We start from the raw sequence: 26,496 nt of genomic DNA, 5'->3' as shown, positions 1-26,496 counted from the left end.
ATGTCAATCAGTTGGGGGTACTCGCCTAAAATTGAAAAATATATTCCACTGGCCGAATTTCCGGCAGATCAATATTTAATTATTGCCAGGCAGGCGATCGAAAATCTGGGCTGGAGCCTGAGCCATGTTTCTGAAACAGGTTTAATTGCCTATACGCCAATATCTTTTCAATCGTACAGCGAGGAAATATCAATCCGCATCCATGGAAATTTTGCTGTTGTAAAAAGTGAGTGTGTGGGTATCCAAATGCTGTTTAACGATTATGGCAAAAATGACTTAAACCTCGAAAAATTTTTTCATGAATTTGAATATGTAGAATTTCACCTCAAAGATGTCTGGGAAGAAAGTTTGCAAAATTTCCACCAGTTTATTGCCACTCAGGATGATCATTATTTTGAAAAAGCGCCTTTAGCGACTAAAAATAAGATCAAAAATGTACTGTTTCTGTTTTTTCCTCAAAAAGGCTATACCGTAACGCCGATTTTGGTGCTTCTCAATATTTTCTATTATATCGCCTTTGTTATTTTTTCGATTGTTTGGCTGCGGTATCAGTTTGTAAGAAACGGCAGCAGTTATGATCCCGAATTTATTGAAGAACTCAAAAAGGTGGCGTTAAATTTTGGTGTTAACCAGCGTAACCTCGTGCTGGGTGGCGACTATTGGCGGTTAATTACCTATCAGTTTATCCACGGATCTAAATCGCATCTGTTTTTCAATATGTATGCGCTGGTTTACCTCGGTTTAATGATTGAGAATAAACTGGGCTGGAAAAAATACCTCTTTATTTATTTGGTGAGCGGTATTTGTGGTGGTTTGGTGAGTCTGATTTTTCATCAGGAAGGCGTGATGATGGGGGCGTCCGGAGCCATTATGGGCTTATATGGTGCTTTTATTGCGCTATTGATTACTAAATCTTTTGAGCCCAGGGCAACTAAAGCCTTATTGGCAAGTACCCTAATTGTATCATTATTGGTGCTTGTAAACGGTGTGTTTGGCAAAAGGGTTGATAATGCGGCACATATTGGGGGATTTGTATCGGGATTTATTTTCACTTATATCCTTAATTATAAGTGGGATAAAACATTCGAAGTTAAAACCTGGGCAAGGTATGCCGTTTCGATCCTTTTATTCCTGCTATTTTTTAGCGGAGTGCTTCACTTTAGCCCCAAATATGGAACGGAAGAGTACCGCAAATTAAGAGATACTTTTAACGGGAATCTCGGCTCACTTAATGGCATTATGAATTTAAAAATTTCTTTGCCTAAAGATGTTAAACTGGCTTCTATTAAAGAAGATGGTATCATCCCAATGGAGCGGAACCTGGTAGTAATTAAACAAATGCAGGCCTTAAATTTAAGGCCCGAAGATGCTAAAGAACGAGATGAAAAGATAAAACTGAGTAAGGTATCGCACCGGGCCGTAATGTTAATGTACAGAGACATTAAGGCTGACAGTACTTATCGCTACAGCAAAGAAACTTCTAACGCATTGGCCAGGGTATTTGAAATTCTTTACCAGTAATATTATTATCCTACCTTTTTATACAAGCCAATCTCGCTCAATGTAATGCAAACCGGAGATTTGGTGATGTTTATTTTTACTTTATTCGTGGTAACAGGGCTATCCAGTTTAATCAAACGTTTCGCGCCTATGCTTGTGCCATCATAGATTTTTCTCCAGGCATTGTTTTCAAATACTTCTACGGTATAAGCTTCTATCCGCTGACCTAAGGGAATGTATTCCTGTAAACTGATGATATCGAATGTTTTTGATGTTTTTAAATCCAGTTCGAGGCTTGCAGTATGTATATCATCCGCTGTAGCCCAATAAGTTTCTCTGTTGTGATCGATCAGCGTGGCAGCATTATACTTTTTACCACGGCTGTTGCTCACTTTAATTTGGGCATTTTTAGCCAGGTTGTTTTCGAAAGTATGCTTCACCATATCGCCAAAGGTTTTGAGGGCGGCTACATCATCTTCATGCAGTTGTCCGCGGATATCAGGGGCTAAACCAAGGTCTAAACCTGCGCCACGGCCTACACTTTTTAAATAAAGATCGAATAGTTTTTCTGGTGTTTTGGGTTTTTCATTAGCATGATAAAACCATCCTTTTCTTAAAGGCACATCGCATTCGGCCGGCATCCAGAATTTACCATTTCTAATCCCTTCAGGACTTTGCGGGTAATTTGCCTGACCTGGAACAGCTTCGTTTTTCCCATCAGGTGCCATTGGTGTAAAAGTAGCCCATGAGGTTTCTGCTGCATGGCCATCTTCATTACCTACCCAGCGGATATCCAGACCAATATCACTAAAAATATTGGCCATGGGCTGCATTTTACGGGTAATTGCCCAGGTATTTTTCCAATCGTAATAAGTGGTATTGTCAATCGAGCGTTTTTCTTTCGCACCGCCATAATAGCCATCGCCACCATTTGCACCATCGTGCCAGCTCATAAAAAGTTCGCCGAAGTTACTGTAAAGTTCTTTTAACTGGGCCTGATAAATGGCCAGGTATTTATCGGTGCCATAAAGGGCATTATTTCTGTCCCATGGCGAGCAGTACACCCCAAACTTTAAACCATTTTTACGAACGGCCTGCTCTACCTCTTTAACTAAATTTCCTTTTCCTCCTCTGAAAGGGCTTTTACTAATGTTGTAACCAGTTGTTTTTGTTGGCCATAAGGCAAAACCATCGTGGTGTTTTGCCACAAGAATAATGCCTTTTAATCCACCTGCCTTAGCCGCTTTAATAATCTGATCGGCATTGAAATCTGTCGGATTAAATGTTTTCGGGTCAGCATCACCAAAGCCCCATTCTTTATTCTCGAAGGTGGTTGGTGTAAAGTGAATTAAACCGTAAACTTCAATATCGTGCCAGGCCAATTGCCTTTTTGATGGTACTGCACCATAAGGTTCAGGTGGCGTTTGGGCATAAATTGCCGTTGTTAAGAAAAGAAAAAGAATTAGTATAGGCTTCATTATCATTATAGCTTAGATGTACCTAAAGTACAAAAAATGCAGTCCAAATGAAAAGAGTTAATCAATATTTAACCTGTAGAATAGGTAAAAGTAAAATTATTTTTCCATCTTGATCGTTACACGGATTGATGAAACATTTAATTTTTCCTTACGTTATTTATTCATGAGCGCTTTTATCCAAAACCCTCCAGATGGTGGTACAATGTACACCGAAACCAATCTTAGTCAGCTTTTTCCTGAGCCATTTAATACCATAACAAGTTGCTTTTTTTTGGCTATTGCAGTGTACTGGACGATTAAACTTCGGGGTAATTTTAAACAGCATACTTTTTTAAGTATTGCATTGGTGTTGCTTTACATCGGGGGGATTGGCGGCACCACTTATCACGGGTTAAGGCGCTGGCCCATTTTTATCATGATGGACTGGATGCCGATTATGCTCCTGTGTCTTTCGGCTGGTGTTTATTTCCTGGCGAAACTTACAAAGTGGTATTTCGCCGTACTAATTGTAGCCGTTTATGCATTCTTTCAATTTTACGTAAGGCGGCTTTTTAGCAACGGCGATTTTCAAATCTTTATCAATATCAACTATGCTTTTATGGCAGCGCTGGTTTTGTTCCCCGTATTTGGCTACCTGATTAAAACCGAATGGAAAAATGGTAAGTGGGTGGGGTTTGCGCTGATTGCTTTCATATTTGCGCTCACTTTTCGTATAGCCGATAAGTGGGATATATTAAGCATTGGTACACACTTTTTGTGGCATACTTTCGGAGCGGTGGCTTCTTTCTGTATGCTGAATTATATCTATCTGGTTAATTATAAAAAAGTGCAGCCATAATTTAACATTGAGCTTGCTGATTTGAAATTCAACAAGCTCAATTAATATTTAGAATTTTGAATGCGCTTTGCTGTAACCTAATTTCTTTTGGTTGCCTATAGCGTATTCAATACCTCCCCATAAATGGTTCTGGAATTTATCTTCTGTCCAGCCTTCTTTGGTATGGCCCATGCAGGTATAAAAAGCCCTTCCGCCGTCAAAGTTGTGGTACCAGCTAAAAGGATGGAAATCGCCGTTTTTACCACCTATATATGATTTTTCGTCTAAAGTAATCAACACTTTAATATCAGGGTTAATATCCTTAAAGTTATATAGCTCATCCTTTCTCATCCAAACTGAATCGGTGAAGAATTTAGTTGAAAGATGTTTTTTATCCTTAATGATAAATTTAGCTTCCTGCACAGCCGGGTGACTGGTGAAATATGCACCTGCTAATTTGCCATACCATGGCCAGTCGTATTCGGTATCGGTTGCCGCGTGGATGCCTACATAACCGCCGCCTGCCTGGATATACCTTTCGAAAGCAACCTGTTGTTTATTGTCGAGTACATCGCCTGTTGTGTTTAAGAAAATAACAGCGGCGTATTTTTTAAGATTATCTTCGGTAAAAAGGTCAGCATTTTCAGTGGTATCTACTTCAAAATGATGCTTGGCTCCTAATTTCTGGATGACTTCTTTCCCGGTTTCAATAGAATTGTGTCTGAAACCTTTCGTTTTAGAAAAAACTAAAACCTTTGCCGATTTTCTGGCTGCGGTATAACTCTGAAATAAAAAAACGGACGCGATTAATAAACACAGGGAGATGTACTTTTTCATTTTTTGACTTGGTTAGTGGTAATAATGAGCTTAAATTTAAGAAAGTTGTTCGATAATTTCTATACATCTTTCTTCAACCTGCTTACAAACAGGGCTAAACAGTGTATTATCCCAATATGGGTCTGTAACTTCGTCGTTATCAAGAAAAAGTTTAACCTTTTTCCGCTCTTCATCGCTTTTTGCTAAATTTTTAACATCAGCCAGATTATTGCGGTCCATAACTAAAATCAGGTCGTAATCGGTGAACATGGAAGGATTAAACTGTTGCGCCCGCTGTTTGCTGATATCGTAGCCCATTGCTTTAGCAGCAGCAATACTCCTGTGGTCGGGTGCTTTACCGATATGCCAGTTACCTGTTCCTGCCGAAGCGATTTCCCAGTTTAAATGCGCTTTATCTGCCAGGTGGCGCATTATGCCTTCTGCCAGAGGCGAACGGCAGATGTTACCGAGGCAAACCATTAAAATTTTCAATATTATTTAGATTTTGCTATAAAGATATAAGTAACATTTAAATTTGTTAATGATGATAAGATTAGAATTGTTTTTTTGTTGTATATGCTAACATTAAGAATAATAACAAAATATCTAAACTTAGCTTTATTGTATTTGAAACCATAACAATTTATTGGCTAGGCGTAGCAATATCTCTACCTGAATCTTTTATGTAACGGATTACACTTTTTATTTCACAGTCACTTAATGTATCCATCCTGGATGCCTTAAATGTTCCGGTCGTACTATACCAGCCCTTGTGTTTTTTTTTAAAGGCGTAATTAATCAATTTTAAGCTATCCATAACTGATATTTCTCTGAATGTAAAAATATTCTTATCCATTCTATCACCATAAGGGACATGGCAGTTCTGGCAACCCAAATTGGACACAATTTGGTGAGCATCATACCGATAATATTTACAAGTGTCTTGATTTGAAGCTTTATCTTTCCTGTTTTCATTCCTGGCATTGCATGCTGTAAGAATCACAAAGATTATGCTACCTAAATTTGTTTTTATTGTATTTAAAGCCATTAGTTGTGTCTCTAAGAAAAAGTCTTAATTTATTTACTGTATTTAAACTCGCATTATTATAAGATGATTTTTCCATATCCTTTAAGTTTCTCATAATAAAATTCATTATAGTCCCTTTTTCAGTATTAGATAGAGAATGCCCAATATTATCGCCCAAGTGATACATTAATCTATTCTTTTTGCCAGCATCTTCAATATCATCTAAATTAAGTGTATGGAAAAATTCATGAACACCTGTGTATTTATCTTTTAACCAATTACTGTAGCCAACAACTGCTGGACCACCACCATCACTACCTTGAGTAAGTCCTGCTGAATTATTTCGTCTCCCATATTGGTCGGTAAATTGATATCCAATACTATCAACTACGGCGAGTACAAAATCATTCCCTTTTAACTGGCTTAACATATTAATCTGTTGTACATTTACAGTAAAATTAAAGTTATAACGTATAGAGTAAGTCCAGGTTTTACTGGTATCGAATGCTTTTTTTATAGAATTATATTTTAAAAAGTTAACCCCACTTCTATACCCACCGCCGCGTAATTTATTTGTAATTACCTGTTGGGTAAAAGTCATCAAGCTATTCAGGTTCGGTGCTCCGTTAGTGGTTAAATCCAATACTTTTAGAGTAATGGTAAAATCGCCGTAGAGGCTGAGTTCGCCGTTGCCGTTATCGCTAATGCGCAGGTTTTTGGCTATTATACCGCCGGTTAAGGGTTGGTTTTGCAATATTGCAAAACGCATTCTAAGTGTATTAATGAGGTCATTCTCCATATTACAAACAATAATTGCTCAACAGGGAGATTGGGCGTTAATTTTTGGTTATGATTTACTGAGCTCAGGATAAATCATTAATCAAATTAGTAATAAAAAATTAAAAACAAAGATAATTTCATGATAAAACTGGTTAAATGGTGATTTTTACAGTCATGGTAAGAAATTAACTTACTCTGGAATTATAATTTATTGGTTTTAGTATTAAAAACCCTTCTGCAAAGGATAGATATTGCCACGCCACCACAAAAAAAATACCCCAAGCTTTGCGTTGAGGTATTAATATTTTAATTGAGAAATGTTTATCCGTAAATGTCATTCAGCATTTTAGCTAAACGCACGCCACCTTTTAATAACTGGTCGTTAAGGGTTTCAACCCAGTCAAAATTGTAGCGGTAGCTTAATTTAGCATCTGGTTTGGTGGTATCGTAAATTTTGTTGCAAATGGTGTACGATTCGTAAATGCAATCTTTCAGGCTTGTGTTCTGCCAGTTATAAAGTTGTACGGCCGAAGCATGGTTAATGGCTTTTGCATATTCGGTATAGCTTAACTGTTGGTAATCGATCAGTTGCTCATCCCAAACCCTGTGGATATTCGATTTTTCGTTAAACCATAATACTGAAACGCGGTTACCCCCTAAATCTTCTTTACGTGCCACGTGCATTGGTTGGCATAAATCGCCCGCCAGGTGCACCAACATGCGCAAAGCCAGTTTTTTTTCGGCTGGGGTGCTGCTTGTTTTCTTTAAAACGGCAATTAAATCGGGGATTTTGGTATAAAGACTTGGCGATTTTTCTGTTTCCAAAAAATTATACACGCCATCTTTATTTAATCCTGCCGGAAGGTTAACAAAATGCCAGTTGTACATGTAATTGTAGGTAGAGTCTGATTTAATAAAATCGCCCCAGTTGGCGCTCATGGCCAAAGTTTCGTAACCTAAAATATCCTGAATGGCTTTGCGCGTTTTCGCTTTTAAATAACTATCAGCAATTTCGCCAACTACACGATGACCAATGGTACCCCAGGCATTGGCCTGAATAGGGAGATACGCGAATAAACCAACCGCAAGGACAGTGGTTAATTTCTTTTTAATTGATGTTAAAATCATTTTATAATTCTTTTTGTACGCAGGTGATTTTTTGTTTGAGGATTAATTTAATTTCACGCTGATCGCTTAAGCTTTCTAAAGATAAGGTATCTGCCGAATGTTTTTTGATCAGGAAATTCTTCTCATACCGGCCAATACGGTAACAACCTGATATTTTTTGTTTGTAATTGGCGTGTGTAAAAGTAGCACCAACAAATAAAGTATCTCCCTTTACTACGTAAACCCCTTTGGCATATTCTTTCCAGATACCATTATTGTAGCATGAATCATCGTACAGGTTCACCTTGCTATGGGTAACCATACCGATGTAAACCGAATCGCAGGTAAATTTAAAGTGATGCTGCGTATAATTGCTTAATTTATTGCTAAAAGCAACCGAATCTTCGTTCCATACGCCCTGCAAAAAATCTTCGCCTTTGCCCTGGATGTTTGGTCTCGGACTACAAGCGATATGTAAAATGGATAATGTAAAAAGGATGATGTAGAAAACCCTTAAGCCAGGATGCAGTTTGTTCATTATATTGTTAATCGTTGCTTTTAGGGAACTGATCGTGGATGATCTTATTCTTTTTAACGGTATTGTAAACCAGGATGAAAAAACCTGAGGCAAAACACATACTGGCTATAAAGCTGATGATACCTATCACACTGTAATATCGTGAAACTTCTGTATAAGCCAAATGCTGACCTGAGATCAATAAAGGCATTAAAACACTGTAGAATAAAGTAACCAATAAGCCAATCCCCGAGCCAATGGTCATTAAAATAGCTTCAACCGCTTGCTTTTTTGCTAACAAAAAGCAACAGGTTCCAAATACAATGCATGGCGAAATGATAGAAACCAAGCTTAGGAGGGTAGAAAGTATTGAATTCATATTACCTGTATTTTAATTAACCGTTTTGATTTTGGTACTATTCCATTCTTTCGCTGTGGATTTGTCACGTTGAGCCTGTCGAAACGTTTTACTATTAATTTAATTAAGGTACTTCGACAAGCTCAGGATGACAAAACTTTATTTATGTAGCTTATTTCAAGCTGCCAACCATATCTTCCGGGCGTACCCACTCATCAAACTGCTCGTTGGTTAATAATCCCAACTCTACAGCCGCTGCTTTTAAAGTTTTATTTTCTTTATGTGCTTTCTTTGCAATTTTAGCTGCGTTTTCGTAACCCACATGTGGATTTAAAGCCGTAACCAACATTAATGAATTTTGCAGGTGTTTCTCAATTTCAGGCAAATTGGCTGTAATTCCTTCTGCGCATTTATCTGTGAAAGAAACGCAGGCATCGCCAATTAAACGTGCCGATTGTAATACATTGGCCGCAATTACCGGTTTAAATACATTAAGCTCGAAATGACCACTCATGCCCCCAACTGAAACCGCCACATCGTTACCGATTACCTGTGCACAAACCATGGTTAAAGCCTCTGGTTGTGTTGGGTTTACCTTACCCGGCATGATAGAAGATCCTGGTTCGTTATCAGGAATCACGATTTCGCCAATGCCACAACGCGGACCAGAACTTAACATCCTCACGTCATTCGCTACTTTCATTAAAGCAACAGCTGTACGTTTTAATGCGCCAGAAAGTTCTACCATGGCATCGTGTGCAGCCAAAGCCTCAAATTTATTTGGAGCAGTAACAAAAGGTAATCCGGTTAAATCAGCAATTTTCTTTGCCACCAAAACATCATATCCTTTTGGTGTATTTAAGCCTGTACCTACTGCAGTACCACCTAAAGCCAGTTCAGCAACCATTACCAGGGCATTTTTAATGGCTCTGATGCTGTTGTCAATCTGTTGTACATAACCCGAAAATTCCTGTCCTAAAGTAAGGGGCGTAGCATCCATAAAGTGTGTACGTCCGGTTTTTACAATCGAACTGAATTCTTCCACTTTTTTAGCTAAGGTATTTCTTAGTTTCTCTAAACCCGGAATGGTCGTTTCTACCGTAAGCTTATAAGCTGCAATGTGCATTGCAGTTGGGAAAGTATCGTTTGATGACTGCGATTTATTCACATCATCGTTAGGGTGAAGCACTTTTTTATCATCAGCCAGCGCACCACCATTAATTACATGGGCACGGTTTGCGATAACCTCGTTACCATTCATGTTACTTTGTGTACCTGAACCGGTTTGCCAGATAACCAATGGAAACTGATCGTCTAACTGACCAGCAACAATTTCATCACATGCTTTAGCGATTAATTCGGCTTTTTCTGCAGATAATACGCCAAGTTCAGTATTCGCAAGAGCAGCTGCTTTTTTCAGGTATCCAAAAGCATGGATAATTTCTTTTGGCATCGAGCCTTCCGGACCGATTTTAAAGTTATTGCGTGAGCGTTCGGTTTGTGCACCCCAGTATTTGTCGGCTGGTACCTGCACCTCGCCCATGGTATCGTGTTCTATTCTGAAACTCATTATATTTTGATTTTTGTTGTCGCAAATTTAGGTTTTTTGCCTTTTAAAGCGTTGTATTTATGTAAGATATTTGGTAGATAATAAAATATCTTTAAGTTCAGCGTTTTTAACCACAGATGCACACAGATAAACACGGATTTATATCTTGTGCATCCTTTTTATCTGTGGTTAATTATATTTATCTGTTTAATGGCCTAAATTAATGATATTGCCACCAGAGCCGTTTCTACCAATGAAATCATATTCATACCTTTACCGCAAATATGCAGGGATTAGTTATTAAATCTACAGGAAGCTGGTACAGTGTTTTGGCCGATAACGGCGAACGCTACGATTGCCGGATTGTAGGAAAATTCAGGATTAAAGGACTTAAGACCACCAACCCGATTGCGGTTGGCGACAGGGTGAAATTTGATCTGGAAAAGGATAGCAACCAGGGTTTAATTAACGAAATGCTGCCGCGTAAAAACTACATCATCCGCAAATCCATCAACCTGAGCAAACAGGCACAGATACTGGCCGCCAATTTAGATATGGCCATGCTGGTGGTTACCCTGGCCTCGCCGCGTACTTCTTTGGGTTTCATCGACCGTTTTTTGGTTACCGCCGAAGCTTACGATGTTCCTGCTGTATTGGTATTTAACAAACTCGATCTGTTTAGTAAAGAGGGTTTGGAAATTTTACAGGAATTTAAAGATATCTACGAAAATATCGGCTATGCCTGTTACGAAGTTTCGGCTTTAAAGGCAATTAACATTCCAATTATCCAGGAATTGATTACGGATAAAATTACCTTAATCTCCGGACATTCGGGTGTAGGGAAATCGAGTTTGATTAATGCTTTAATGCCCGATCGCGATTTAAGAACAGGAGAAGTGTCAGACTGGAGCGATAAAGGACAACATACCACCACTTTTGCCGAAATGTTCGAACTGCCACAGGGCGGATTCATTGTAGATTCTCCGGGGATCAGGGAATTAGGTGTGATCGACATCGAAAAGGAAGAACTGGGGCATTTTTTTAGGGAAATTTTTAAAACCTCGCACAATTGCCGTTTTAACAATTGCAGGCACGTTAACGAACCGGGCTGCGCGGTTATTGAAGCTGTAAATGAAGGTGAAATTGCCGTTTCGAGGTATGAAAGCTATCTGAGCATTTATCATGGAAACGATACGCGTCATTAAGCCCCCAGCCCCTGAAGGGGAGCTGAAAAATTGAATAAATTAATAATTAAATAATATGGAGATTCCCCTTTAGGGGATTAGGGGCTATGAAGTTTAAACTGGGAGATTTTGTGCGTTTTGTTGATGAAAAACGTGAGGGTTATGTAACTAAAATTATCGATACGCAAACTTTAGGCGTTACCGATGAGGACGGTTTTGAAATTCCTGTTGCGGTGAGTAATTTAACATCGGTACACGGCCATGGTGTGGTTGCCGAAGAACTGGATGCGCCAAAACCCATTCAGGTGAATATTCCAAGCATTAGTAAAATAGAAAACGGTATTTACGTTGCCGTTGCTACCGATGATAAGGCTGGTAATGTGGTGCATTTTCATTTGCAAAACCACTCGCCCAATATTTTATTGGTAAGCCTTACAACCGGACGTAAAGAAAAATATGCCGGTGCCTATCATGGCATAATCGAAGCTTATGCATCTACTTTAGTTTATTCTGCTTCATTAGCCGATTTAGACCTTTGGCCAGAATTTAACTTTCAGGTTTTGGTGTTTAGCAAAGCCGATGTTAAACCGATTGATCCTTTAGTTATCCGTAAGAAATTCAGGGCAAAAGATTTTAGTACCGAACAGAAAGAATTACCACAATTAAAAAATAAAGGCTGGCTGATCCGTTTAGATGACCTGGTTCCGGTAACCATCGATCCACAGAAATTAAAAGAAAGTTTCTTCAAATCAACCGAAGAAAAAAGAACAGTTGCAGCGCCCCAAAAAGAAATAGACCTACACATCGAAAAACTGAGAGATGATCATCACTTTTTAGAAGCGGATGAAATGTTGCAGATCCAGATTAATCATTTTCAAACTGCGATGGATGCTGCTGTGGTGCATCATTTCGATAAAATTGTTTTTATCCATGGTTCAGGCAATGGCACTTTAAGGGACAAAATCCATAAGCTGATCAGTAAAAACCCGCATGTAAAAACTTACATGGATGCGCGGAAAGAAAAATTTGGCTATGGCGCTACTGAAGTGGTTTTTAAATGATGTAAGAGGTTGGAGGATGTAAAAGGGAATAGGTGAGATGGATGATGGAGGAGTTTTCATTTCGATCGATTTCTCTTTTTGGCTTAAAAATCCCTCCGGTTGTAGTCATTTCGAGCGGAGTGCAACGCAGTCGAGAAATCTAATGTAAAATTTTTTCAGTTTTGAACCATTTAAGGTATAGGAGTGAATATAAGCTCAAACCCGTTCTTGCACAGTATATTGTTTTCTAAACCTGACAGGAGCGGGCAGCGAACGCAGTGAGGTAAAGCGGATGGCAGGGCTACCTTAACCGAAAAGAACCGGAACCTGCTTTCCAAAAAAAATGAAGCAATCGCATATAAGTCTCCCGCCATGCTTCATGTCCCCACGAACCACTTTTTTTGCCAAACCTAAAACCCAAACTCCAAAACCACTACAATGGCGTTATTGCTCAGTGCTTCAAGCTCTACCTGTTCAATGTTCCAAAGCGCCAAACCGTCTCTTGCATGCATCAGGCGGCCTTCAACTTCGAAAGCACCATCAATAATAAAAGTATAAAACTGATGGTTTGGGTGATGCATTTTATAAATCACTTCTTCTCTGCCGGCAAAAATACCTGCGCTTAATTTAAATGGTAATTTAGGGCTGGCAATAATTTCAATTAACTGATTTTGGTTCTTTTCGAAATCGAAACCGAAAAGCATTTCACTTGCACGCATCAAAAACATATCGGTTTTAATCCCGAACTGCAAGTAGTTGATCACATCATGCTGATAAGGATTGCTGATTTCCAATACCTCGCCTTTGCCCATATTCAAAACCTGTATTTGTCCGGTTTCGAGAGCAAATTCTTTTCCGTTGGCAACAATATCAATGCCGCCGGTAACGGGCATAAATATCTGAAGCGAATCTTCTTTACATAGAAAAAAGGTAATTTTTCCACCTGCAACCGATTCATCATTACATAAAAATAAATGGCCAAAAGGTTCTTTATGCTCATTGTAATACTTCTCGAAATTAAAGGTGCTGTATCTTCTTAGTACCGACGTTTCTGTTAATCCGCGCTGATCGGCCAAAAATATTTTTCCCGGGTTGAGTTCCATCTTTTAATTAATGTTTTTTATGGCGTGGATACTTACAAACGGCTGCACTTGAAAAAGATTGGTGAGAACTTCCTCTTCTTTTGTTGCTTTAAACTGCGATACCAATAGCAGATTGTCAATTGTATCGTGCCAAACCAATGGTTTTGAGAAGAAATTGATCGCCACTTTGTGTTTTTCGGGTTCGTTAATGTCCGAGTTAATGATTTCGAACTTAAAATTTTCAAAAGTTAAAAAGCGCCGGCCAAGGTTATCCAGTACATCAGGTATAATCCCGTTTAACTGCCGTAAATACCCCGTAATGGATGCACTAACCAGGAAATGTAGTTTTTCAGCATCAGGAACATTTAACAGCATCTCGGCAAAAGTAGTACACTGTTTTTCCTGATTATAAAACTGGGCCTGCATTTTAAACTCTGCAAAACTATCTTCATGTACAAACTTATCCCATGGACTGGTATTGGTAAAATCAATTATTTTTCGGTAACACAGTGTAATCACTTTTTTCGACATGGCATAAAATTAAAAAAGACGCTAAGAAATCCTAGCGCCTTCATAAAAATAAAACAATTATAAGGATATACTATGCTTTAACATTTACTTTAAAGGTAAGATCGAACCCGGCTGCCAGTGATCCCGTAACCGTTGCAATTTCTACCCCCGTTTTATCATCACTAAAAACATTGTCGGCATTATTGTAAGTATAACCCGTCATGCCCTTGCTGTAGCCATTTACCAGAGCCAGAGATGTTCCGGCACCTTCCGGGAAAGCAATCTGTGTTACCATTAGCGATGTGCCGGCAGCATTATAAACATGCACGTGGATATGTGTTGCCCGGCCGCTGTACCAGCCCGGAAAAATGGAAGTAAAAGTAACCAGTCCGTTCGCATCAGTGGTTTGGCGTCCGCGTAAAAAATGTACCGATTGATAATTGGTGCTCTGCATCCCGCTGCCTCCGTATTCAGAATAATTGCCATCTGCATCGCAATGCCAGATATCTACTATTGCTCCGGCTAAACCCGCACAACTGTTGTTCAGGTTACCGATGGTGATTTTGACAGTCAATTTATAGCCTGTTCGTCCATCGGTAATATCGCTTCGCACATATGATGCAGGTACTTTTGTAGGAAAAGGGCCTTCGGTTTCAGTTGGGGCTACCGTACAGGTACCATTGGTGCTGGCTGTTGTTCCGGCCGTACCCGAACCCGATGTGTTTGATCCATCGGTGATGCTGCTTTTTTTGCAGGCCTCAATAATTACCGGGGTTGAGATGGCCCCGATCATTAAGCTTCTGATGAAATTTTTTCTTTCCATAGTCAATGCGTTTTGTTTCGTTGGATTAAAATTGCATGAAATAGAATTGATTGTAACAAATGTGTCGACAAACGCTTGGGTTGAAACGTTAAAGGCCTCGAAAAGTCGTCATTTCAACTATAGCGGAGAATCCGTTAAGCAGCATGTATATTACAGGTGCAAAAACATAAAACAAGAATGCAATAAAATAAAAAGCACATGCAATAAAATAGAATGAACAAGTGATAATATAAAATGCGTACGCAATAAAATAAAAAGCACATGCAATAAAATAGAATGAACAAGTGATAATATAAAATGCGTATGCAATAAAATAAAAAGCACATGCAATAATATAGAATGAACAAGTGATAATATAAAATGCGTATGCAATAAAATAAAAAGCACATGCAATAATATAGAATGAACAAGCGATAATATAAAATGCAGATGCAACAATATAAAACACGATGGCAATAATATAATTTAGAATGAATAAGTGACTGAAAAAATCGGGGTACACTTTTTGCTAAGCTGTAATTTCTTTTTATAAAAGATTAAAACTAGCTTTGCCGCTATTAATGAAACACTTTGTTACCATATCGCTTGTATTTTTTAGCTTAACACATCTGGCAAAAGCCGAGCGTGTTGAAGGGCTAAGGATATTAAACGAATATTGTAACGAGCACAATATCAGTATTAATGCTACTGGTAAAGCTTCGGTTCAACTTAATGAAGACCGTAATCCTTATCTGTTATCATACACCAGGCTTGCTTTAATTGGGACTCAGGCTCAATTAAAAGTTGCAAAATACGTGAGTATAAATCAGGTAATTTCTGATTTAACAATCAGGAAAAAACCGAAGAATAACAGTCCCTAGTTATCTTTTTTCAGAAATAAATCTTTATAAGATTGCCCCCATTTATACTAACAGCTGCCAAACTGACTTAATAAAGACAATGGCTTAGTTGTTGTAACACTCCATTTTTTTAATAATAAATACGATTTAAAATATTATAATGTTAGGATTTTTAGCGAAGGTTTTCGGAAGTAAATCAGAAAGAGATATAAAGGCTATTCAGCCATTGGTTGTTAAAATTAACGAACACTACAGTAAACTGTCTGCGTTAAGCAATGATGAGTTACGTGGTAAAACAATAGAATTTAAAGAGAAAATTTCTGCTTTCCTAAGCGAGATTGATGGGAAAATTGCAGCTTTAAAAGCTGATGCAGAAAGTGATAGTTTAGATCTTCACGAAAAAACGGCTATTTACGATCAGGTTGATGCATTAGGTAAAGACCGCGATGCAGAATTGGAAAAAGTACTTTTGGAAATCCTTCCGGAAGCTTTTGCCGTTGTAAAAGAAACTTCACGCCGTTTAAGCGAAAACGACTATTTAGAGGTTACTGCAACCGAGTTCGACAGGGAATATGCAGCGCGTAGAAATAACGTAAAAATAATTGGCGATAAAGCACAGTGGGCCAATAAATGGGATGCTGCCGGAACGGAAGTAGCCTGGAACATGGTACACTACGATGTACAGTTAATTGGTGGTATTGTATTGCACAGCGGTAAAATTGCCGAAATGGCTACCGGTGAGGGTAAAACACTGGTGAGTACCTTGCCAGCTTATTTAAATGCACTGGCCGGACAAGGTGTACACATCGTTACGGTGAATGATTACCTTGCACGCAGGGATAGTGAGTGGAATGGTCCGTTATTCGAATTCCACGGTTTAACGGTTGATTGTATCGATAAACATGAGCCAAACTCTGAAGAAAGAAGAAAAGCTTATGCTGCAGATATTACCTACGGAACCAATAATGAGTTCGGGTTCGATTACCTGCGTGACAATATGTCGCAAACACCAGATCAGTTGGTACAGCGCAAACTGCACTTTGCCATGGTGGATGAGGTCGATTCAGTTTTGATTGATGATGCCCGTACCCCTTTAATTATTTCTGGTCCGATTCCACGTGGAGATGAACACGAATTTTATGAGTTAAAACCACGTATCGAACGTTTGGTTAATGCACAGAAAGCTTATGTTACACAAGCTTTAAACGAAGCTAAAAAACTAATCAATGCAGGTAACAGTGGTACCGAAGAGGGTGAAGGTGGTTTAGCCTTATTACGTGCTTACCGTGGTTTACCAAAAAATAAAGCGTTAATTAAGTTTTTGAGCGAAAGTGGTGTTCGAGGTTTGTTATTGAAAACAGAAAACCACTACATGGCAGATCAGTCTAAGAATATGCCTAAGGTAGATTCTGAACTGTATTTCTATATTGATGAGAAAAACAACCAGGTTGAGTTAACCGAAAAAGGTATCGAACTGATTACCCAGTCAGGAGAAGATCCACATTTCTTCGTATTGCCTGATGTTGGTACTGAAGTTGCCGAATTAGAAAAATCTGATCTTCCTTTAGAAGAAAAAGTAATCCAAAAAGATGCTTTAATGCGCGATTATTCTGTTAAGGCAGAGCGTATCCACTCCGTAAACCAGTTGTTAAAAGCTTACACCTTGTTCGAAATTGATGTAGAATACATCATCGACGAAGGAAAAATCAAAATTGTTGATGAGCAAACCGGCCGTATTATGGATGGCCGCCGTTACTCTGACGGTTTACACCAGGCCATTGAGGCAAAAGAAAATGTAAAGGTTGAGGATGCCACACAAACTTATGCAACCGTAACCCTGCAAAATTACTTCCGTATGTACCACAAACTTTGCGGTATGACGGGTACTGCAACCACAGAAGCCGGCGAGTTTTGGTCAATCTATAAATTAGATGTGGTCGAAATTCCAACCAACAGAAATATCTCCAGAAATGACGAGCAGGATTATGTTTATCGTACCGTTAGAGAAAAATATAATGCCGTTGCCGAAGAGATACAATACCTTGTTTTCCCATATTCTCATTACGAAACAGAATATGAATTGGATAAAGAAGGTAACGTGAAGCAAAAAGATGGTAAGCCGGTTATTAAATACGATCAGATAGGCAGGGCCGTACCTAAATTGGATGCTAAAGGTGGTTTAATTCCTGCAGTTAATCCTCAAACAGGACAACTGGAGCCAAAAGCCGGTCGTCCGGTATTGGTGGGTACCACTTCTGTAGAGATTTCCGAGTTATTAAGCCGTATGCTTAAACTGCGTGGCATCAAACACAACGTATTGAACGCTAAAATGCACCAGAAAGAGGCAGATATTGTTGCCGAAGCTGGTCAGGCAGGTACTGTAACCATTGCAACCAACATGGCCGGTCGTGGTACCGATATTAAATTGGGTGCAGGTGTTAAAGAAGCAGGTGGTTTAGCCATTGTAGGTACCGAGCGTCACGAGTCTCGTCGTGTAGACAGGCAGTTGCGTGGTCGTGCTGGTCGTCAGGGCGATCCGGGTTCATCTCAGTTCTTTGTTTCATTAGAAGATAACTTAATGCGTTTATTTGGTTCAGAGCGTATTTCTGGTATCATGGTGCGTATGGGTATCGAAGATGGTGAAGTGATTCAGCACTCTATGATTACTAAATCAATCGAACGTGCACAGAAAAAAGTAGAAGAAAATAACTTTGGTATCCGTAAACGTTTATTGGAGTACGATGATGTGATGAACTCACAACGTACTGTAATTTACGCTAAACGTAAAAACGCGCTATTTGGCGAACGCTTGGATGTGGATATGAACAACATGGTTTTCGATGTTGCCGAAGATATTGTTAGCGAATATAAACAGGAAGGTAATTATGATGGTTTCAAATTGGAGGTGATTAAAAACTTCTCTTTAGATACGGCCATCACCGAAAAAGAATTTACCTCAACCAGCATCCCTCAGTTAACTGAAAAGTTATTTGAAGAAGCTGAAGCATTTTACACCCGTAAATCGGAAGCCATTATTCAGCAGTCGCTGCCGGTTTTAACTCAGGTGTACGAAGAGCGTGGATCTCATATCGAGCAGATTGTAGTGCCGTTTACCGATGGTATCCGTGGCATCCAGGTAGCTGTTGATTTAAAGAAAGCCATTGATAATAAAGGAAAAGAGGTGGTTCGTTCATTCGAGAAAACCATTGTTCTGGCCTTAATTGATGATAGCTGGAAAGAGCATTTACGCGAAATGGACGATTTGAAACAATCGGTACAAAACGCCGTTTACGAGCAAAAAGATCCCCTGGTGATTTATAAAATGGAAGCTTTCAACTTATTTAAAAACATGCTTAATGCGGTAAATAAAGAAGTAGTAAGTTTCTTATATAAAGGCGGTATTCCGGTTCAGCAAGAACCCGATCAGGTTAGAGAAGCACCAGCTCCGGTTAAACAGCCAAAGTTGCAAACCACTAAACAGGAATTTGGCAGGGAAGAGCCGGGTATCGAGTTTGGTGATACACGCGAAGCCGTTCCACAACAGCCAATCCGTAAAGAAGCAACCATTGGCAGAAATGAGCCTTGCCCTTGTGGTAGCGGCAAAAAATACAAAAACTGCCACGGCGCTAATTTATAAATTAGCCCATCATAGCATACCAAGCCCCGACATTTTTTGTCGGGGCTTTTTTTGTAACTAAATTTTTAATTCTCAAATTAACCCCTATATTTAATGACGTAGATTTTACATACCGTAAGGGTTAAAAGATACACTGTTTAATATCCGGTTGGGTCAATTTGAAACTGGCAGGCAGTTTCCTGGTGATAAATAAAATGGAGTCTGGAAACCATAAAAACGGGGCGTAACTGAAAAGCCATAAGAGTAAGAACACACACAAACACACACACACAAATGAAAAGAATTTTTAATGTTGCTGCTGTTTCAGCGACATTGCTGCTTTCGAGCTGCGCCACTATTTTTACCGGTACAAAACAAAACGTTCAAATCAATTCCAATCCTCCGGCCGCTACTATCGAAGTAGATGGGGTTAAGGCTGGTGTTACACCTATGGCTGTGCCCTTGAGAAAAGGATTTACCGGGCAAACCATCAGCTTAAAACTTGATGGTTACGAAACCAAAACATTCCAGCCCCAAACCACTTTTAATGCTGTATCTGTGGTAAATGTATTATTTGTTCTTGGATTTGCAGTTGATGCTGCTACAGGCGCAATGATGAAATACGACCCGAAAGTGTACGAATTTACATTAGAACCAAAGAAAGCGAATTAATTAATTTTCTTAGTGGAAATGATTCAAAAGCCAGGTTTCGAAAGGAATCTGGCTTTTTTTTGATCAAAAAGATCTAATAAAGCAAAGTCGTCATTTCGACCGTAGCGGAGAAATCTAATGAAGTATATTATTTTGTTTTGATAAAAGTAAGGTGAAGCAACAAAACGTATATTGTTGATATCAAGTTATATTTTTAGTATTTTTGAGTATGAGAACTGTAACACTTGATATTTTAAACGATAAAGCATTAGATCTTTTAAAAGATTTAGAATTACTTAAAGTTATTCGTTTGAGAAGAGATTCTGATGTGCAAGATGTATTTGGTAATGATCTAATCTCAAAATACAAAGGGGCGATGCAAAAACAGCCAATTTCTGAAGTTGACGAACAATTAAATAATATACGGAACGAGTGGGAATAAATTATCTTTGGGATACGAACACTGTAATCTATTTCCTTCAAAGGCAATTTACACCAACAGCTGAAAAGTTTATTGATAATATTGTATCAACCAATCAGCCTGCCATTTCTGCGATCACTGAAATTGAACTTCTTTGCTGGAAAACTGCCGCTGAAAACGATTTACTCATATTAAGAAGCTTTATTAAAGATTCTTATGTGTATGAATTAAACCAGGAAATTAAGAATCAAACTGTAGAGGTTCGCAAATCTTACAGCCTAAAATTACCAGATGCAATAATTGCTGCAACAGCTATTGTGAATGAACTTACGCTCATTACAAGAAATGCTAAAGACTTTGAAAAGATACCGCAAATAAAGGTTTCTAATCCTTATTCCCTTTAAGATTTTCTCCCAAATAATAACTATTTGCTTAACCCATAAAGAATGCCGATTTTTGCAACGATTTCGGCATTCTTGTTGTTAAGAAGAAGTGAGCAGGTTGATCTGCTCTCCAAATGCCAATTATTTTGCTGATGAAAACCACAATTACTTTTATATTCTGTTTGTTTCTTGCCATAACTGCTTTTGCACAAAAAGGTGAAGTAACCGTTATAAAAGATCCTTTAATCGATAGTTTAATTGCCAAACGGCTCGAAGTTTATAAAACTTCAGGTGAGGTAAAACCCGGTAAACCCATTATTTCTGCATATGGTTACCGGGTGCAGATTTTTTACGGATCAGACCGGCGCGAAGTTTTTAACCAGCAGGCCCGTTTTAAAGGACTATACCCGCAGTTAAATACCTACCTCACTTATAAAGAACCAAATTACTACGTTCGGGTGGGCGATTTTAGAAGCCGTTTAGAGGCGCAGCGCCTTATTAACGAACTCAGACCATCTTTCCCAACATTGTTTATTTTCAGGGAAAAAATTAATGCACCAAGTTTAGATACCACAACAACCAATGATCAAAAATAAAATACAGGAACTGGCCGCCAACATTTTTAACGATGTAGTAGGCTATCGTCAACATATCCACGCCAACCCGGAATTATCTTTTAAAGAATTCGAAACCTCTTTATTCATCAAGGATAAATTAAAAAAATGGGGCATCGAATATACCGATTGTGCCAATACAGGCGTAGTGGGCTTAATTAAAGGAAATTTACCATCTGATAAAGTAATCGCCTTGCGTGCCGATATGGATGCTTTACCTATCCACGAAGCAAATGATAAACCTTACCGTTCTAAAAATCATGGGGTAATGCATGCCTGCGGACATGATGTGCATACTTCTTCCCTTTTAGGAACTGCTTATATCCTAAATCAAATGAAAGATGATTTCGGCGGAACCATTAAACTGATTTTCCAGCCGGCTGAAGAATTGTTACCGGGTGGAGCAAGCATCATGATCAAAGAAGGTGTGCTCGAAAATCCAAAACCACACCACATTGTTGGTCAGCATGTGATGCCGATGATCGATGCCGGTAAAGTAGGTTTCCGTTCAGGCATTTATATGGCTTCTACCGATGAATTATATGTTACCGTAACCGGAAAAGGTGGTCATGGTGCACAGCCTCACCAAAATATCGATCCTGTTGTAATCGCTTCGCACATCATTATTGCCTTGCAGCAAATTGTAAGCCGCAACGCCGATCCACGAATCCCCTCGGTTTTATCTTTTGGTAAAGTAATTGCAAACGGTGCAACCAACATCATCCCGAACGAAGTAAAAATTGAAGGAACATTCAGAACTTTAGATGAAGAATGGAGAGATGAAGCGCACAAACGCATGAAAAAAATGGCCGAAGGCATTGCCGAAAGTATGGGTGGAAGCTGCGATTTTGATATTCACAGGGGATATCCGTTTTTGATTAACGAAGAAAAGTTAACCGCAAACGCAAGGGCCTTTGCCGAAGATTTTTTAGGTAAAGAAAATGTAGTCGATTTAGATATCTGGATGGCAGCTGAAGATTTTTCTTTCTACTCGCAGATAACAGACGCCTGCTTTTATCGTTTAGGCACCGGAAGTGCCGCTAAAGACACACAATATTCCGTACATACGCCACGATTTGATGTGGATGAAGATGCCTTGAAAATCTCGACCGGATTGATGGCCTACATCGCTTTAAAACAACTAGGTAATTAGAATGGAAGATGTTGAAAGGTAAGATGGATGATGGAAGGTTCAAGTTACATCGTCCATTTTCCATCTCACATCTTCCATTTTCCATCTTCCATTTTACTATTTCTTCCATGAAAAAATTATTTCTGTATTTACTGTTAATCCCATTCTTTCAACAGGGTTTTACTCAGGAAATCAAGCGTTTCAACCCGGATACGATTAAAACCATTACGCTCGATTCTACCGTGAATATTAAAGCTGAAAAACTGAATGTGGAAACTTTTATCAGGAAGATCATGTACGATACTTCCTTTTATCAGTCGTTCAGGGATATGAAACGTTATACTTTTATTGCCGAGAACAGGATTTACAGTTACGATAAAAAGAACAAGGTTGATGGCAAAATATACCGTAAAATAAGGCATAACAATAGTGGCCCCTACAAAATGGAATACCTGGTAAAACAGGATACCGGGAAAATTTATAAAAAGAACGGTAAATACCAATTGTACACTGTAGAAATGTTCGATTACATTTTTATGAATGCCTACAATACCGATTTCGTGCCCAATGCACCCAAACCAGATGGAAAAGGCGGAACAAACGAAAGTTATAAAGATAAACTGAAAACATTGATTTTTAATCCCGGCCGACCTGTAAAAGTTCCTTTTATTGGAAGTAAAACCGAGATATTTTCGGCCAATATGCGCCAGTATTACGATTATGGTTTCACCAGTGGCACTTATTTAGATTCTATTCCCGTATACCGTTTTAAAGTTTCAGTAAAACCTGATCTCAGCAGCTGGACAAAAGATGGCATCATGATTAAAGAGCTGGTAACCATTTTTGATAAACGTAATTTTAATATCCTCGGTCGATATGTCGACATGAAATACAGCAATATGCTTTTCGATTTTGATGTACAGATGAATATCGAAATGGGTTATTTTGGTGAAGATAAATTACCAACCAAAATTACTTATCAGGGCAACTGGGATTATCCTTTCAAAAAAGAAGAACGGGCAAGTTTTTTAATTGTGCATAAAGATTACAAACTCGAAAAAGGCAAGTAACATTTAAACTAATGCTTATCCTCACCTTGAATTTATTTCAGGGTTGGTTTGGTAAAGGAAATTTTATCCTTCTGAATAAATATTAATCGAATTCAGGTATTATCTTTAAACGATTATTTAAACCCATAAATATGCAACTCTTTTCTTCGTTAAAATTTAAAATAACCATTGCTATATTGCTGTTTTTAGGTATCCAGGTGCGTGCACAGGTACTCACTTCAAAACAGATTGATAGTGTAGTCGAAAAAACATTAACCACTTTTAATGTTCCCGGAATCGCCGTTTCTGTAATTAAAGATGGTAAGGTTATTCATTTAAAAGGTTACGGCGTAAGTTCCATCAAAACCAATAAAAAGGTTGATGAAAATACCCTTTTTGGCGTGGCATCCAATACAAAGGCTTTTACTGCGGCTTCTTTAGGTATGCTCGTTGATGAAAAGAAAATTACCTGGGATACCAAAGTAACCGATGTTATTCCGGAATTTAAAATGTACGATGCCTATGTAACCAGCGAGTTTACCATCCGCGATCTGCTTACACACCGCAGTGGTTTAGGTTTGGGCGCAGGCGACTTAATGATCTGGCCGGATTCATCAACCGTTGATAAAAAACAGTTAATTCATAACCTAAGTTATTTAAAACCTGTTTCGTCTTTCCGTACCAAATATGATTACGACAACCTGATGTATATTGTTGCCGGCGAAGTGGTGGCAAGAGTTTCAGGCATTACCTATGAAGATTTTATTGAGAGCAGGATCATTAAACCATTGGGCATGACTAAAACTACTGCTTCCTGGTATCGCTTAAAAGATAAATCGAATGTAATTGATGGTCATGCACCTTACGAAGGTAAATTACTTCCCGTTGGTTTAAGCTTTGGCGAAATTGCCAATGCAGCCGGTGGAATTTATTCTAATGTTACCGATATGAGCAAATGGGTAACAGCTATGATCAATGGTGGCAAATATGGAGAAACCCTGGATAAAAAACTGTTCAGTCCTGCCGTGGCAAGAGAACTTTGGACCCCGCAGACCCTTATTGCAGGTGGTAATCCAGCGGCTTTCAGCAGCTATGGTTTAGGCTGGTTTCTGAGTAACGTGAACGGTAATTTTCAGGCGACCCATACCGGTGGCTTATCTGGTATTGTTACGCAGGTTACCATTTTACCAGAGCTAAAACTCGGTATCATCGTATTAACCAATCAGCAATCGGGTGCTGCTTTTAATGCCATTACCAACTCGATTAAAGATGGTTATCTGGGAATCAAAGGTCAGGATAGAATTAAAACCTATAACGATAACAGGCTGCGGAACGAAAAACAGGCCGATGAAATGGTTGCGAAAGTTTGGAATGATATTGCTGCTCAGCAAAAATTATCGACCACAAAACCTGATGCTAAAAATTACTATGGCACTTTCCGCGATTCGTGGTTTGGAGAAGTAACCATCAGCGAGGTAAATGGCAAAATGCATTTTCAGGCTAAAAATGCACCAAAACTGAAAGGTGATATGACCTATTATAAAGGCAATACCTTTATTGTAAAATGGTATGACAGAAGTTTGGATGCCGATGCTTTCGTAAATTTTAGTTTAGATAACAATGCTTCGGCCGATGGTTTTAAAATTGAAGCCATCTCGCCATTAACCGATTTCAGCTTCGATTTTCAGGACCTTGATTTTAAAAAGACCGATAAAAAATAACCTAACCATTATAAACGATGAAAACCCTATTAAAAACAAGTATTTTACTAAGCTTTTGCTTAATTGCATTAACTTCAATGACATTTAAACCAAAACGGATTATTTTTTTCGGCGATTCGATTACCCAGCAGGGCGTTTCTAAAAACGGCTATGTAACCCTGATTAAAAAATCGCTCGATTCTACCAAATACGATGTAATCGGTGCTGGTATTGGTGGGAACAAAGTGTACGATCTTTACCTGCGTTTAGAAGATGATGTTTTGAACAAGAAACCCGATTTAGTGGTGATTTATGTTGGAATTAACGATGTTTGGCACAAACAATCATCACACACCGGAACCGATTATGATAAATATTTAAAGTTCTATCAGGCTTTGATCAATAAAATTCAGGGTGTGGGCAGCAAAGTGGTATTGGTAACCCCATCTGTGGTGGGCGAGAAAAAAGACGGTACGAATGAATTAGATGCCGACCTGAATAAATATGCTGAAGGTATCAGAACATTGGCTGCAAAAAACAACCTTCCTGTATGCGATTTAAGAAAGATTTTTGCCGATTATGAAGCAAAAAATAATCCCGAGGATAAAGAAAAAGGTGTTTTAACCGTTGATAGAGTCCACCTGAACGAAACCGGCAATAAATTGGTCGCCGACCAGTTGTTGCCTTTGGTAAAGTAATCGTATTTCTCTGTCGTCATTGCGAACTGAGGCTAGGGATGTGTGGTGGAGTGAAGCAATCTTTCATGCAAGGCGATAATAGATCAAAATAAATAAAAGCAAAAAGGTTACTTCCCCTAAAATTCGGGACAAGCTGTCGGCTGAAAAAACCTCCTCGCAATGACGATTTTGCAACGTCATTGCGAACTGAAGAAAGGGAATGTGCCATGGAGTGAAGCAATCTTTCCTATTTAGCGGTAAATTTAAATACAATAATGGAACGCGGCGGAACAGTTTACATCATTACCAATTTTACCCATACCACTTTATATACTGGTGTTACTGCAGATATCATGTTTAGGGTAAAAGAGCATAAAGACAAGGAACATCCAAAGTCTTTTTCCGCTAAATACAATGCAGTTAAACTTGTTTATTTTTGTTCTTACGATTCAATAGAAGAAGCAATTGCAGAAGAAAAAAGAATTAAAGGCGGAAGCCGGAAAAAGAAGATAAAATTAATACAGTCCATGAATCCTGAATGGAAGGATTTATGGGAGATAGTAAAAGAATGGTAAATATCAGTTACGTCATTGCGAACTGAAGAAGAGGAATGTACGATGGAGTGAAGCAATCTTCCTGCAGGTAACAACAGATTAAAATAAAAATAGCAAAAAAGATTGCTTCGTCGTGCCTCCTCGCAATGATTGTTATGATAAAAACAAATTTTAAGCGGCAATATTAAAGTTATTTTTATAGCTCTCCTGGTTTTTAATAACAGCAGCAATTCTTAGCGCTATTTTGTTTCTAACGGCATTAATTACGCTCA

General features: G+C 38.7%; 26 protein-coding genes. 15 read left to right on the top strand and 11 right to left on the bottom strand.

Annotated features, from left to right (window positions below):
* Nucleotides 1–1,521: a rhomboid family intramembrane serine protease gene (locus ABD769_RS14325; protein WP_344852103.1), complete on the top strand. Its 1,521-nt coding sequence runs from the start codon at nt 1–3 to the stop codon at nt 1,519–1,521.
* A gap of 5 nt (nt 1,522–1,526) precedes the next feature.
* Here ABD769_RS14325 and ABD769_RS14320 read toward each other — a convergent pair whose 3' ends face one another.
* Nucleotides 1,527–2,978, bottom strand: coding sequence for an alpha-L-fucosidase (locus ABD769_RS14320; protein ID WP_344852102.1), 1,452 nt, complete (start codon nt 2,976–2,978; stop codon nt 1,527–1,529).
* A 163-nt stretch (nt 2,979–3,141) separates the two neighbouring features.
* Between ABD769_RS14320 and ABD769_RS14315 the strand changes: the two genes are divergently transcribed.
* Nucleotides 3,142–3,816 carry a hypothetical protein gene (locus ABD769_RS14315; protein WP_344852101.1) on the top strand — a complete coding sequence of 225 codons (675 nt, stop codon included), beginning with the start codon at nt 3,142–3,144 and terminating at the stop codon, nt 3,814–3,816.
* A 48-nt stretch (nt 3,817–3,864) separates the two neighbouring features.
* Here ABD769_RS14315 and ABD769_RS14310 read toward each other — a convergent pair whose 3' ends face one another.
* The 7 genes from ABD769_RS14310 to fumC all read right to left on the bottom strand — a co-directional run bounded on the left by ABD769_RS14310 (nt 3,865) and on the right by fumC (nt 9,970).
* Nucleotides 3,865–4,632 carry a ThuA domain-containing protein gene (locus ABD769_RS14310; RefSeq protein WP_344852100.1) on the bottom strand — a complete coding sequence of 256 codons (768 nt, stop codon included), beginning with the start codon at nt 4,630–4,632 and terminating at the stop codon, nt 3,865–3,867.
* Between the two features lie 36 nt (nt 4,633–4,668).
* Nucleotides 4,669–5,103: a low molecular weight protein-tyrosine-phosphatase gene (locus ABD769_RS14305; RefSeq protein WP_344852099.1), complete on the bottom strand. Its 435-nt coding sequence runs from the start codon at nt 5,101–5,103 to the stop codon at nt 4,669–4,671.
* Nucleotides 5,104–5,624: 521 nt separating this feature from the next.
* Complete coding sequence (locus ABD769_RS14300) at nt 5,625–6,407, bottom strand: hypothetical protein (protein WP_344852098.1); 783 nt, start codon at nt 6,405–6,407, stop codon at nt 5,625–5,627.
* 332 nt (nt 6,408–6,739) lie between these two features.
* Nucleotides 6,740–7,546, bottom strand: coding sequence for a S1/P1 nuclease (locus ABD769_RS14295; RefSeq protein WP_344852097.1), 807 nt, complete (start codon nt 7,544–7,546; stop codon nt 6,740–6,742).
* Between the two features lies 1 nt (nt 7,547).
* Complete coding sequence (locus tag ABD769_RS14290; protein WP_344852096.1) at nt 7,548–8,063, bottom strand: fumarate hydratase; 516 nt, start codon at nt 8,061–8,063, stop codon at nt 7,548–7,550.
* A gap of 7 nt (nt 8,064–8,070) precedes the next feature.
* On the bottom strand, nt 8,071–8,421 hold the full coding sequence (locus ABD769_RS14285) for a hypothetical protein (protein ID WP_344852095.1): 351 nt from the start codon (nt 8,419–8,421) through the stop codon (nt 8,071–8,073).
* A gap of 151 nt (nt 8,422–8,572) precedes the next feature.
* Complete coding sequence (gene fumC / locus ABD769_RS14280; RefSeq protein ID WP_344852094.1) at nt 8,573–9,970, bottom strand: class II fumarate hydratase; 1,398 nt, start codon at nt 9,968–9,970, stop codon at nt 8,573–8,575.
* Nucleotides 9,971–10,233: 263 nt separating this feature from the next.
* Here fumC and rsgA point away from each other — a divergent pair, with 263 nt between their 5' ends.
* Together rsgA and ABD769_RS14270 are read left to right on the top strand one after the other, a co-directional pair.
* Complete coding sequence (rsgA, locus tag ABD769_RS14275; protein ID WP_344852093.1) at nt 10,234–11,154, top strand: ribosome small subunit-dependent GTPase A; 921 nt, start codon at nt 10,234–10,236, stop codon at nt 11,152–11,154.
* A gap of 86 nt (nt 11,155–11,240) precedes the next feature.
* A complete protein-coding gene (locus ABD769_RS14270; protein WP_344852092.1) occupies nt 11,241–12,194 on the top strand; it encodes a Smr/MutS family protein in 954 nt (317 codons plus the stop codon).
* A 389-nt stretch (nt 12,195–12,583) separates the two neighbouring features.
* Here ABD769_RS14270 and ABD769_RS14265 read toward each other — a convergent pair whose 3' ends face one another.
* The 3 genes from ABD769_RS14265 to ABD769_RS14255 form a co-directional block, all read right to left on the bottom strand.
* Nucleotides 12,584–13,276, bottom strand: coding sequence for a pirin family protein (locus ABD769_RS14265; RefSeq protein WP_344852091.1), 693 nt, complete (start codon nt 13,274–13,276; stop codon nt 12,584–12,586).
* Between the two features lie 3 nt (nt 13,277–13,279).
* Complete coding sequence (locus ABD769_RS14260) at nt 13,280–13,786, bottom strand: hypothetical protein (RefSeq protein ID WP_344852090.1); 507 nt, start codon at nt 13,784–13,786, stop codon at nt 13,280–13,282.
* Nucleotides 13,787–13,856: 70 nt separating this feature from the next.
* Nucleotides 13,857–14,588, bottom strand: coding sequence for a dioxygenase family protein (locus ABD769_RS14255; protein WP_344852089.1), 732 nt, complete (start codon nt 14,586–14,588; stop codon nt 13,857–13,859).
* A 560-nt stretch (nt 14,589–15,148) separates the two neighbouring features.
* Between ABD769_RS14255 and ABD769_RS14250 the strand changes: the two genes are divergently transcribed.
* The 11 genes from ABD769_RS14250 (at nt 15,149) to ABD769_RS14200 (ending at nt 26,245) form a co-directional block, all read left to right on the top strand.
* Nucleotides 15,149–15,448, top strand: a complete 300-nt coding sequence (locus tag ABD769_RS14250) for a hypothetical protein (protein WP_344852088.1) — start codon at nt 15,149–15,151, stop codon at nt 15,446–15,448.
* Between the two features lie 139 nt (nt 15,449–15,587).
* A complete protein-coding gene (locus ABD769_RS14245; protein ID WP_344852087.1) occupies nt 15,588–19,064 on the top strand; it encodes a preprotein translocase subunit SecA in 3,477 nt (1,158 codons plus the stop codon).
* Nucleotides 19,065–19,337: 273 nt separating this feature from the next.
* Nucleotides 19,338–19,715 (top strand): PEGA domain-containing protein, encoded by a 378-nt coding sequence (locus ABD769_RS14240; RefSeq protein WP_344852086.1) that lies wholly within the window; start codon nt 19,338–19,340, stop codon nt 19,713–19,715.
* Nucleotides 19,716–19,923: 208 nt separating this feature from the next.
* Entirely contained in the window at nt 19,924–20,136 is a 213-nt protein-coding gene (locus ABD769_RS14235) for a hypothetical protein (RefSeq protein WP_344852085.1), read from the top strand.
* Nucleotides 20,127–20,519: a type II toxin-antitoxin system VapC family toxin gene (locus ABD769_RS14230; protein WP_344852084.1), complete on the top strand. Its 393-nt coding sequence runs from the start codon at nt 20,127–20,129 to the stop codon at nt 20,517–20,519. Before ABD769_RS14235 ends, ABD769_RS14230 begins: the two co-directional genes overlap by 10 nt.
* 131 nt (nt 20,520–20,650) lie before the next feature.
* On the top strand, nt 20,651–21,094 hold the full coding sequence (locus ABD769_RS14225; protein ID WP_344852083.1) for an SPOR domain-containing protein: 444 nt from the start codon (nt 20,651–20,653) through the stop codon (nt 21,092–21,094).
* Nucleotides 21,081–22,265 carry a M20 metallopeptidase family protein gene (locus tag ABD769_RS14220; RefSeq protein WP_344852082.1) on the top strand — a complete coding sequence of 395 codons (1,185 nt, stop codon included), beginning with the start codon at nt 21,081–21,083 and terminating at the stop codon, nt 22,263–22,265. The genes ABD769_RS14225 and ABD769_RS14220 overlap by 14 nt, the downstream gene beginning before the upstream one ends.
* A 107-nt stretch (nt 22,266–22,372) precedes the next feature.
* Nucleotides 22,373–23,314, top strand: a complete 942-nt coding sequence (locus ABD769_RS14215) for a hypothetical protein (RefSeq protein WP_344852081.1) — start codon at nt 22,373–22,375, stop codon at nt 23,312–23,314.
* A 131-nt stretch (nt 23,315–23,445) separates the two neighbouring features.
* Nucleotides 23,446–25,014, top strand: coding sequence for a serine hydrolase (locus ABD769_RS14210; protein WP_344852080.1), 1,569 nt, complete (start codon nt 23,446–23,448; stop codon nt 25,012–25,014).
* Nucleotides 25,015–25,031: 17 nt separating this feature from the next.
* Nucleotides 25,032–25,691: an SGNH/GDSL hydrolase family protein gene (locus ABD769_RS14205; RefSeq protein WP_344852079.1), complete on the top strand. Its 660-nt coding sequence runs from the start codon at nt 25,032–25,034 to the stop codon at nt 25,689–25,691.
* A 254-nt stretch (nt 25,692–25,945) separates the two neighbouring features.
* Nucleotides 25,946–26,245, top strand: coding sequence for a GIY-YIG nuclease family protein (locus ABD769_RS14200; RefSeq protein WP_344852078.1), 300 nt, complete (start codon nt 25,946–25,948; stop codon nt 26,243–26,245).
* Nucleotides 26,246–26,496: the final 251 nt, after the last annotated feature.

Origin of the sequence: Pedobacter jeongneungensis (assembly GCF_039538295.1) — a bacterium.
Lineage (GTDB): Bacteria > Bacteroidota > Bacteroidia > Sphingobacteriales > Sphingobacteriaceae > Pedobacter > Pedobacter jeongneungensis.
The sequence above is the reverse complement of the archived record's forward strand: the minus strand, read 5'-3'. Positions and strand labels throughout refer to the sequence as shown.

What these genes read in the sequence shown, in the direction of transcription:
- ABD769_RS14325 (WP_344852103.1), top strand. Translation starts at nt 1, where the DNA reads ATGTCAATCAGTTGGGGGTACTCGCCTAAAATTGAAAAATATATTCCA.
- ABD769_RS14320 (WP_344852102.1), bottom strand. Translation starts at nt 2,978, where the DNA reads ATGAAGCCTATACTAATTCTTTTTCTTTTCTTAACAACGGCAATTTAT.
- ABD769_RS14315 (WP_344852101.1), top strand. Translation starts at nt 3,142, where the DNA reads ATGAGCGCTTTTATCCAAAACCCTCCAGATGGTGGTACAATGTACACC.
- ABD769_RS14310 (WP_344852100.1), bottom strand. Translation starts at nt 4,632, where the DNA reads ATGAAAAAGTACATCTCCCTGTGTTTATTAATCGCGTCCGTTTTTTTA.
- ABD769_RS14300 (WP_344852098.1), bottom strand. Translation starts at nt 6,407, where the DNA reads ATGCGTTTTGCAATATTGCAAAACCAACCCTTAACCGGCGGTATAATA.
- ABD769_RS14295 (WP_344852097.1), bottom strand. Translation starts at nt 7,546, where the DNA reads ATGATTTTAACATCAATTAAAAAGAAATTAACCACTGTCCTTGCGGTT.
- ABD769_RS14290 (WP_344852096.1), bottom strand. Translation starts at nt 8,063, where the DNA reads ATGAACAAACTGCATCCTGGCTTAAGGGTTTTCTACATCATCCTTTTT.
- ABD769_RS14285 (WP_344852095.1), bottom strand. Translation starts at nt 8,421, where the DNA reads ATGAATTCAATACTTTCTACCCTCCTAAGCTTGGTTTCTATCATTTCG.
- fumC (WP_344852094.1), bottom strand. Translation starts at nt 9,970, where the DNA reads ATGAGTTTCAGAATAGAACACGATACCATGGGCGAGGTGCAGGTACCA.
- rsgA (WP_344852093.1), top strand. Translation starts at nt 10,234, where the DNA reads ATGCAGGGATTAGTTATTAAATCTACAGGAAGCTGGTACAGTGTTTTG.
- ABD769_RS14270 (WP_344852092.1), top strand. Translation starts at nt 11,241, where the DNA reads ATGAAGTTTAAACTGGGAGATTTTGTGCGTTTTGTTGATGAAAAACGT.
- ABD769_RS14265 (WP_344852091.1), bottom strand. Translation starts at nt 13,276, where the DNA reads ATGGAACTCAACCCGGGAAAAATATTTTTGGCCGATCAGCGCGGATTA.
- ABD769_RS14260 (WP_344852090.1), bottom strand. Translation starts at nt 13,786, where the DNA reads ATGTCGAAAAAAGTGATTACACTGTGTTACCGAAAAATAATTGATTTT.
- ABD769_RS14255 (WP_344852089.1), bottom strand. Translation starts at nt 14,588, where the DNA reads ATGGAAAGAAAAAATTTCATCAGAAGCTTAATGATCGGGGCCATCTCA.
- ABD769_RS14250 (WP_344852088.1), top strand. Translation starts at nt 15,149, where the DNA reads ATGAAACACTTTGTTACCATATCGCTTGTATTTTTTAGCTTAACACAT.
- ABD769_RS14245 (WP_344852087.1), top strand. Translation starts at nt 15,588, where the DNA reads ATGTTAGGATTTTTAGCGAAGGTTTTCGGAAGTAAATCAGAAAGAGAT.
- ABD769_RS14240 (WP_344852086.1), top strand. Translation starts at nt 19,338, where the DNA reads ATGAAAAGAATTTTTAATGTTGCTGCTGTTTCAGCGACATTGCTGCTT.
- ABD769_RS14235 (WP_344852085.1), top strand. Translation starts at nt 19,924, where the DNA reads ATGAGAACTGTAACACTTGATATTTTAAACGATAAAGCATTAGATCTT.
- ABD769_RS14225 (WP_344852083.1), top strand. Translation starts at nt 20,651, where the DNA reads ATGAAAACCACAATTACTTTTATATTCTGTTTGTTTCTTGCCATAACT.
- ABD769_RS14220 (WP_344852082.1), top strand. Translation starts at nt 21,081, where the DNA reads ATGATCAAAAATAAAATACAGGAACTGGCCGCCAACATTTTTAACGAT.
- ABD769_RS14215 (WP_344852081.1), top strand. Translation starts at nt 22,373, where the DNA reads ATGAAAAAATTATTTCTGTATTTACTGTTAATCCCATTCTTTCAACAG.
- ABD769_RS14210 (WP_344852080.1), top strand. Translation starts at nt 23,446, where the DNA reads ATGCAACTCTTTTCTTCGTTAAAATTTAAAATAACCATTGCTATATTG.
- ABD769_RS14205 (WP_344852079.1), top strand. Translation starts at nt 25,032, where the DNA reads ATGAAAACCCTATTAAAAACAAGTATTTTACTAAGCTTTTGCTTAATT.
- ABD769_RS14200 (WP_344852078.1), top strand. Translation starts at nt 25,946, where the DNA reads ATGGAACGCGGCGGAACAGTTTACATCATTACCAATTTTACCCATACC.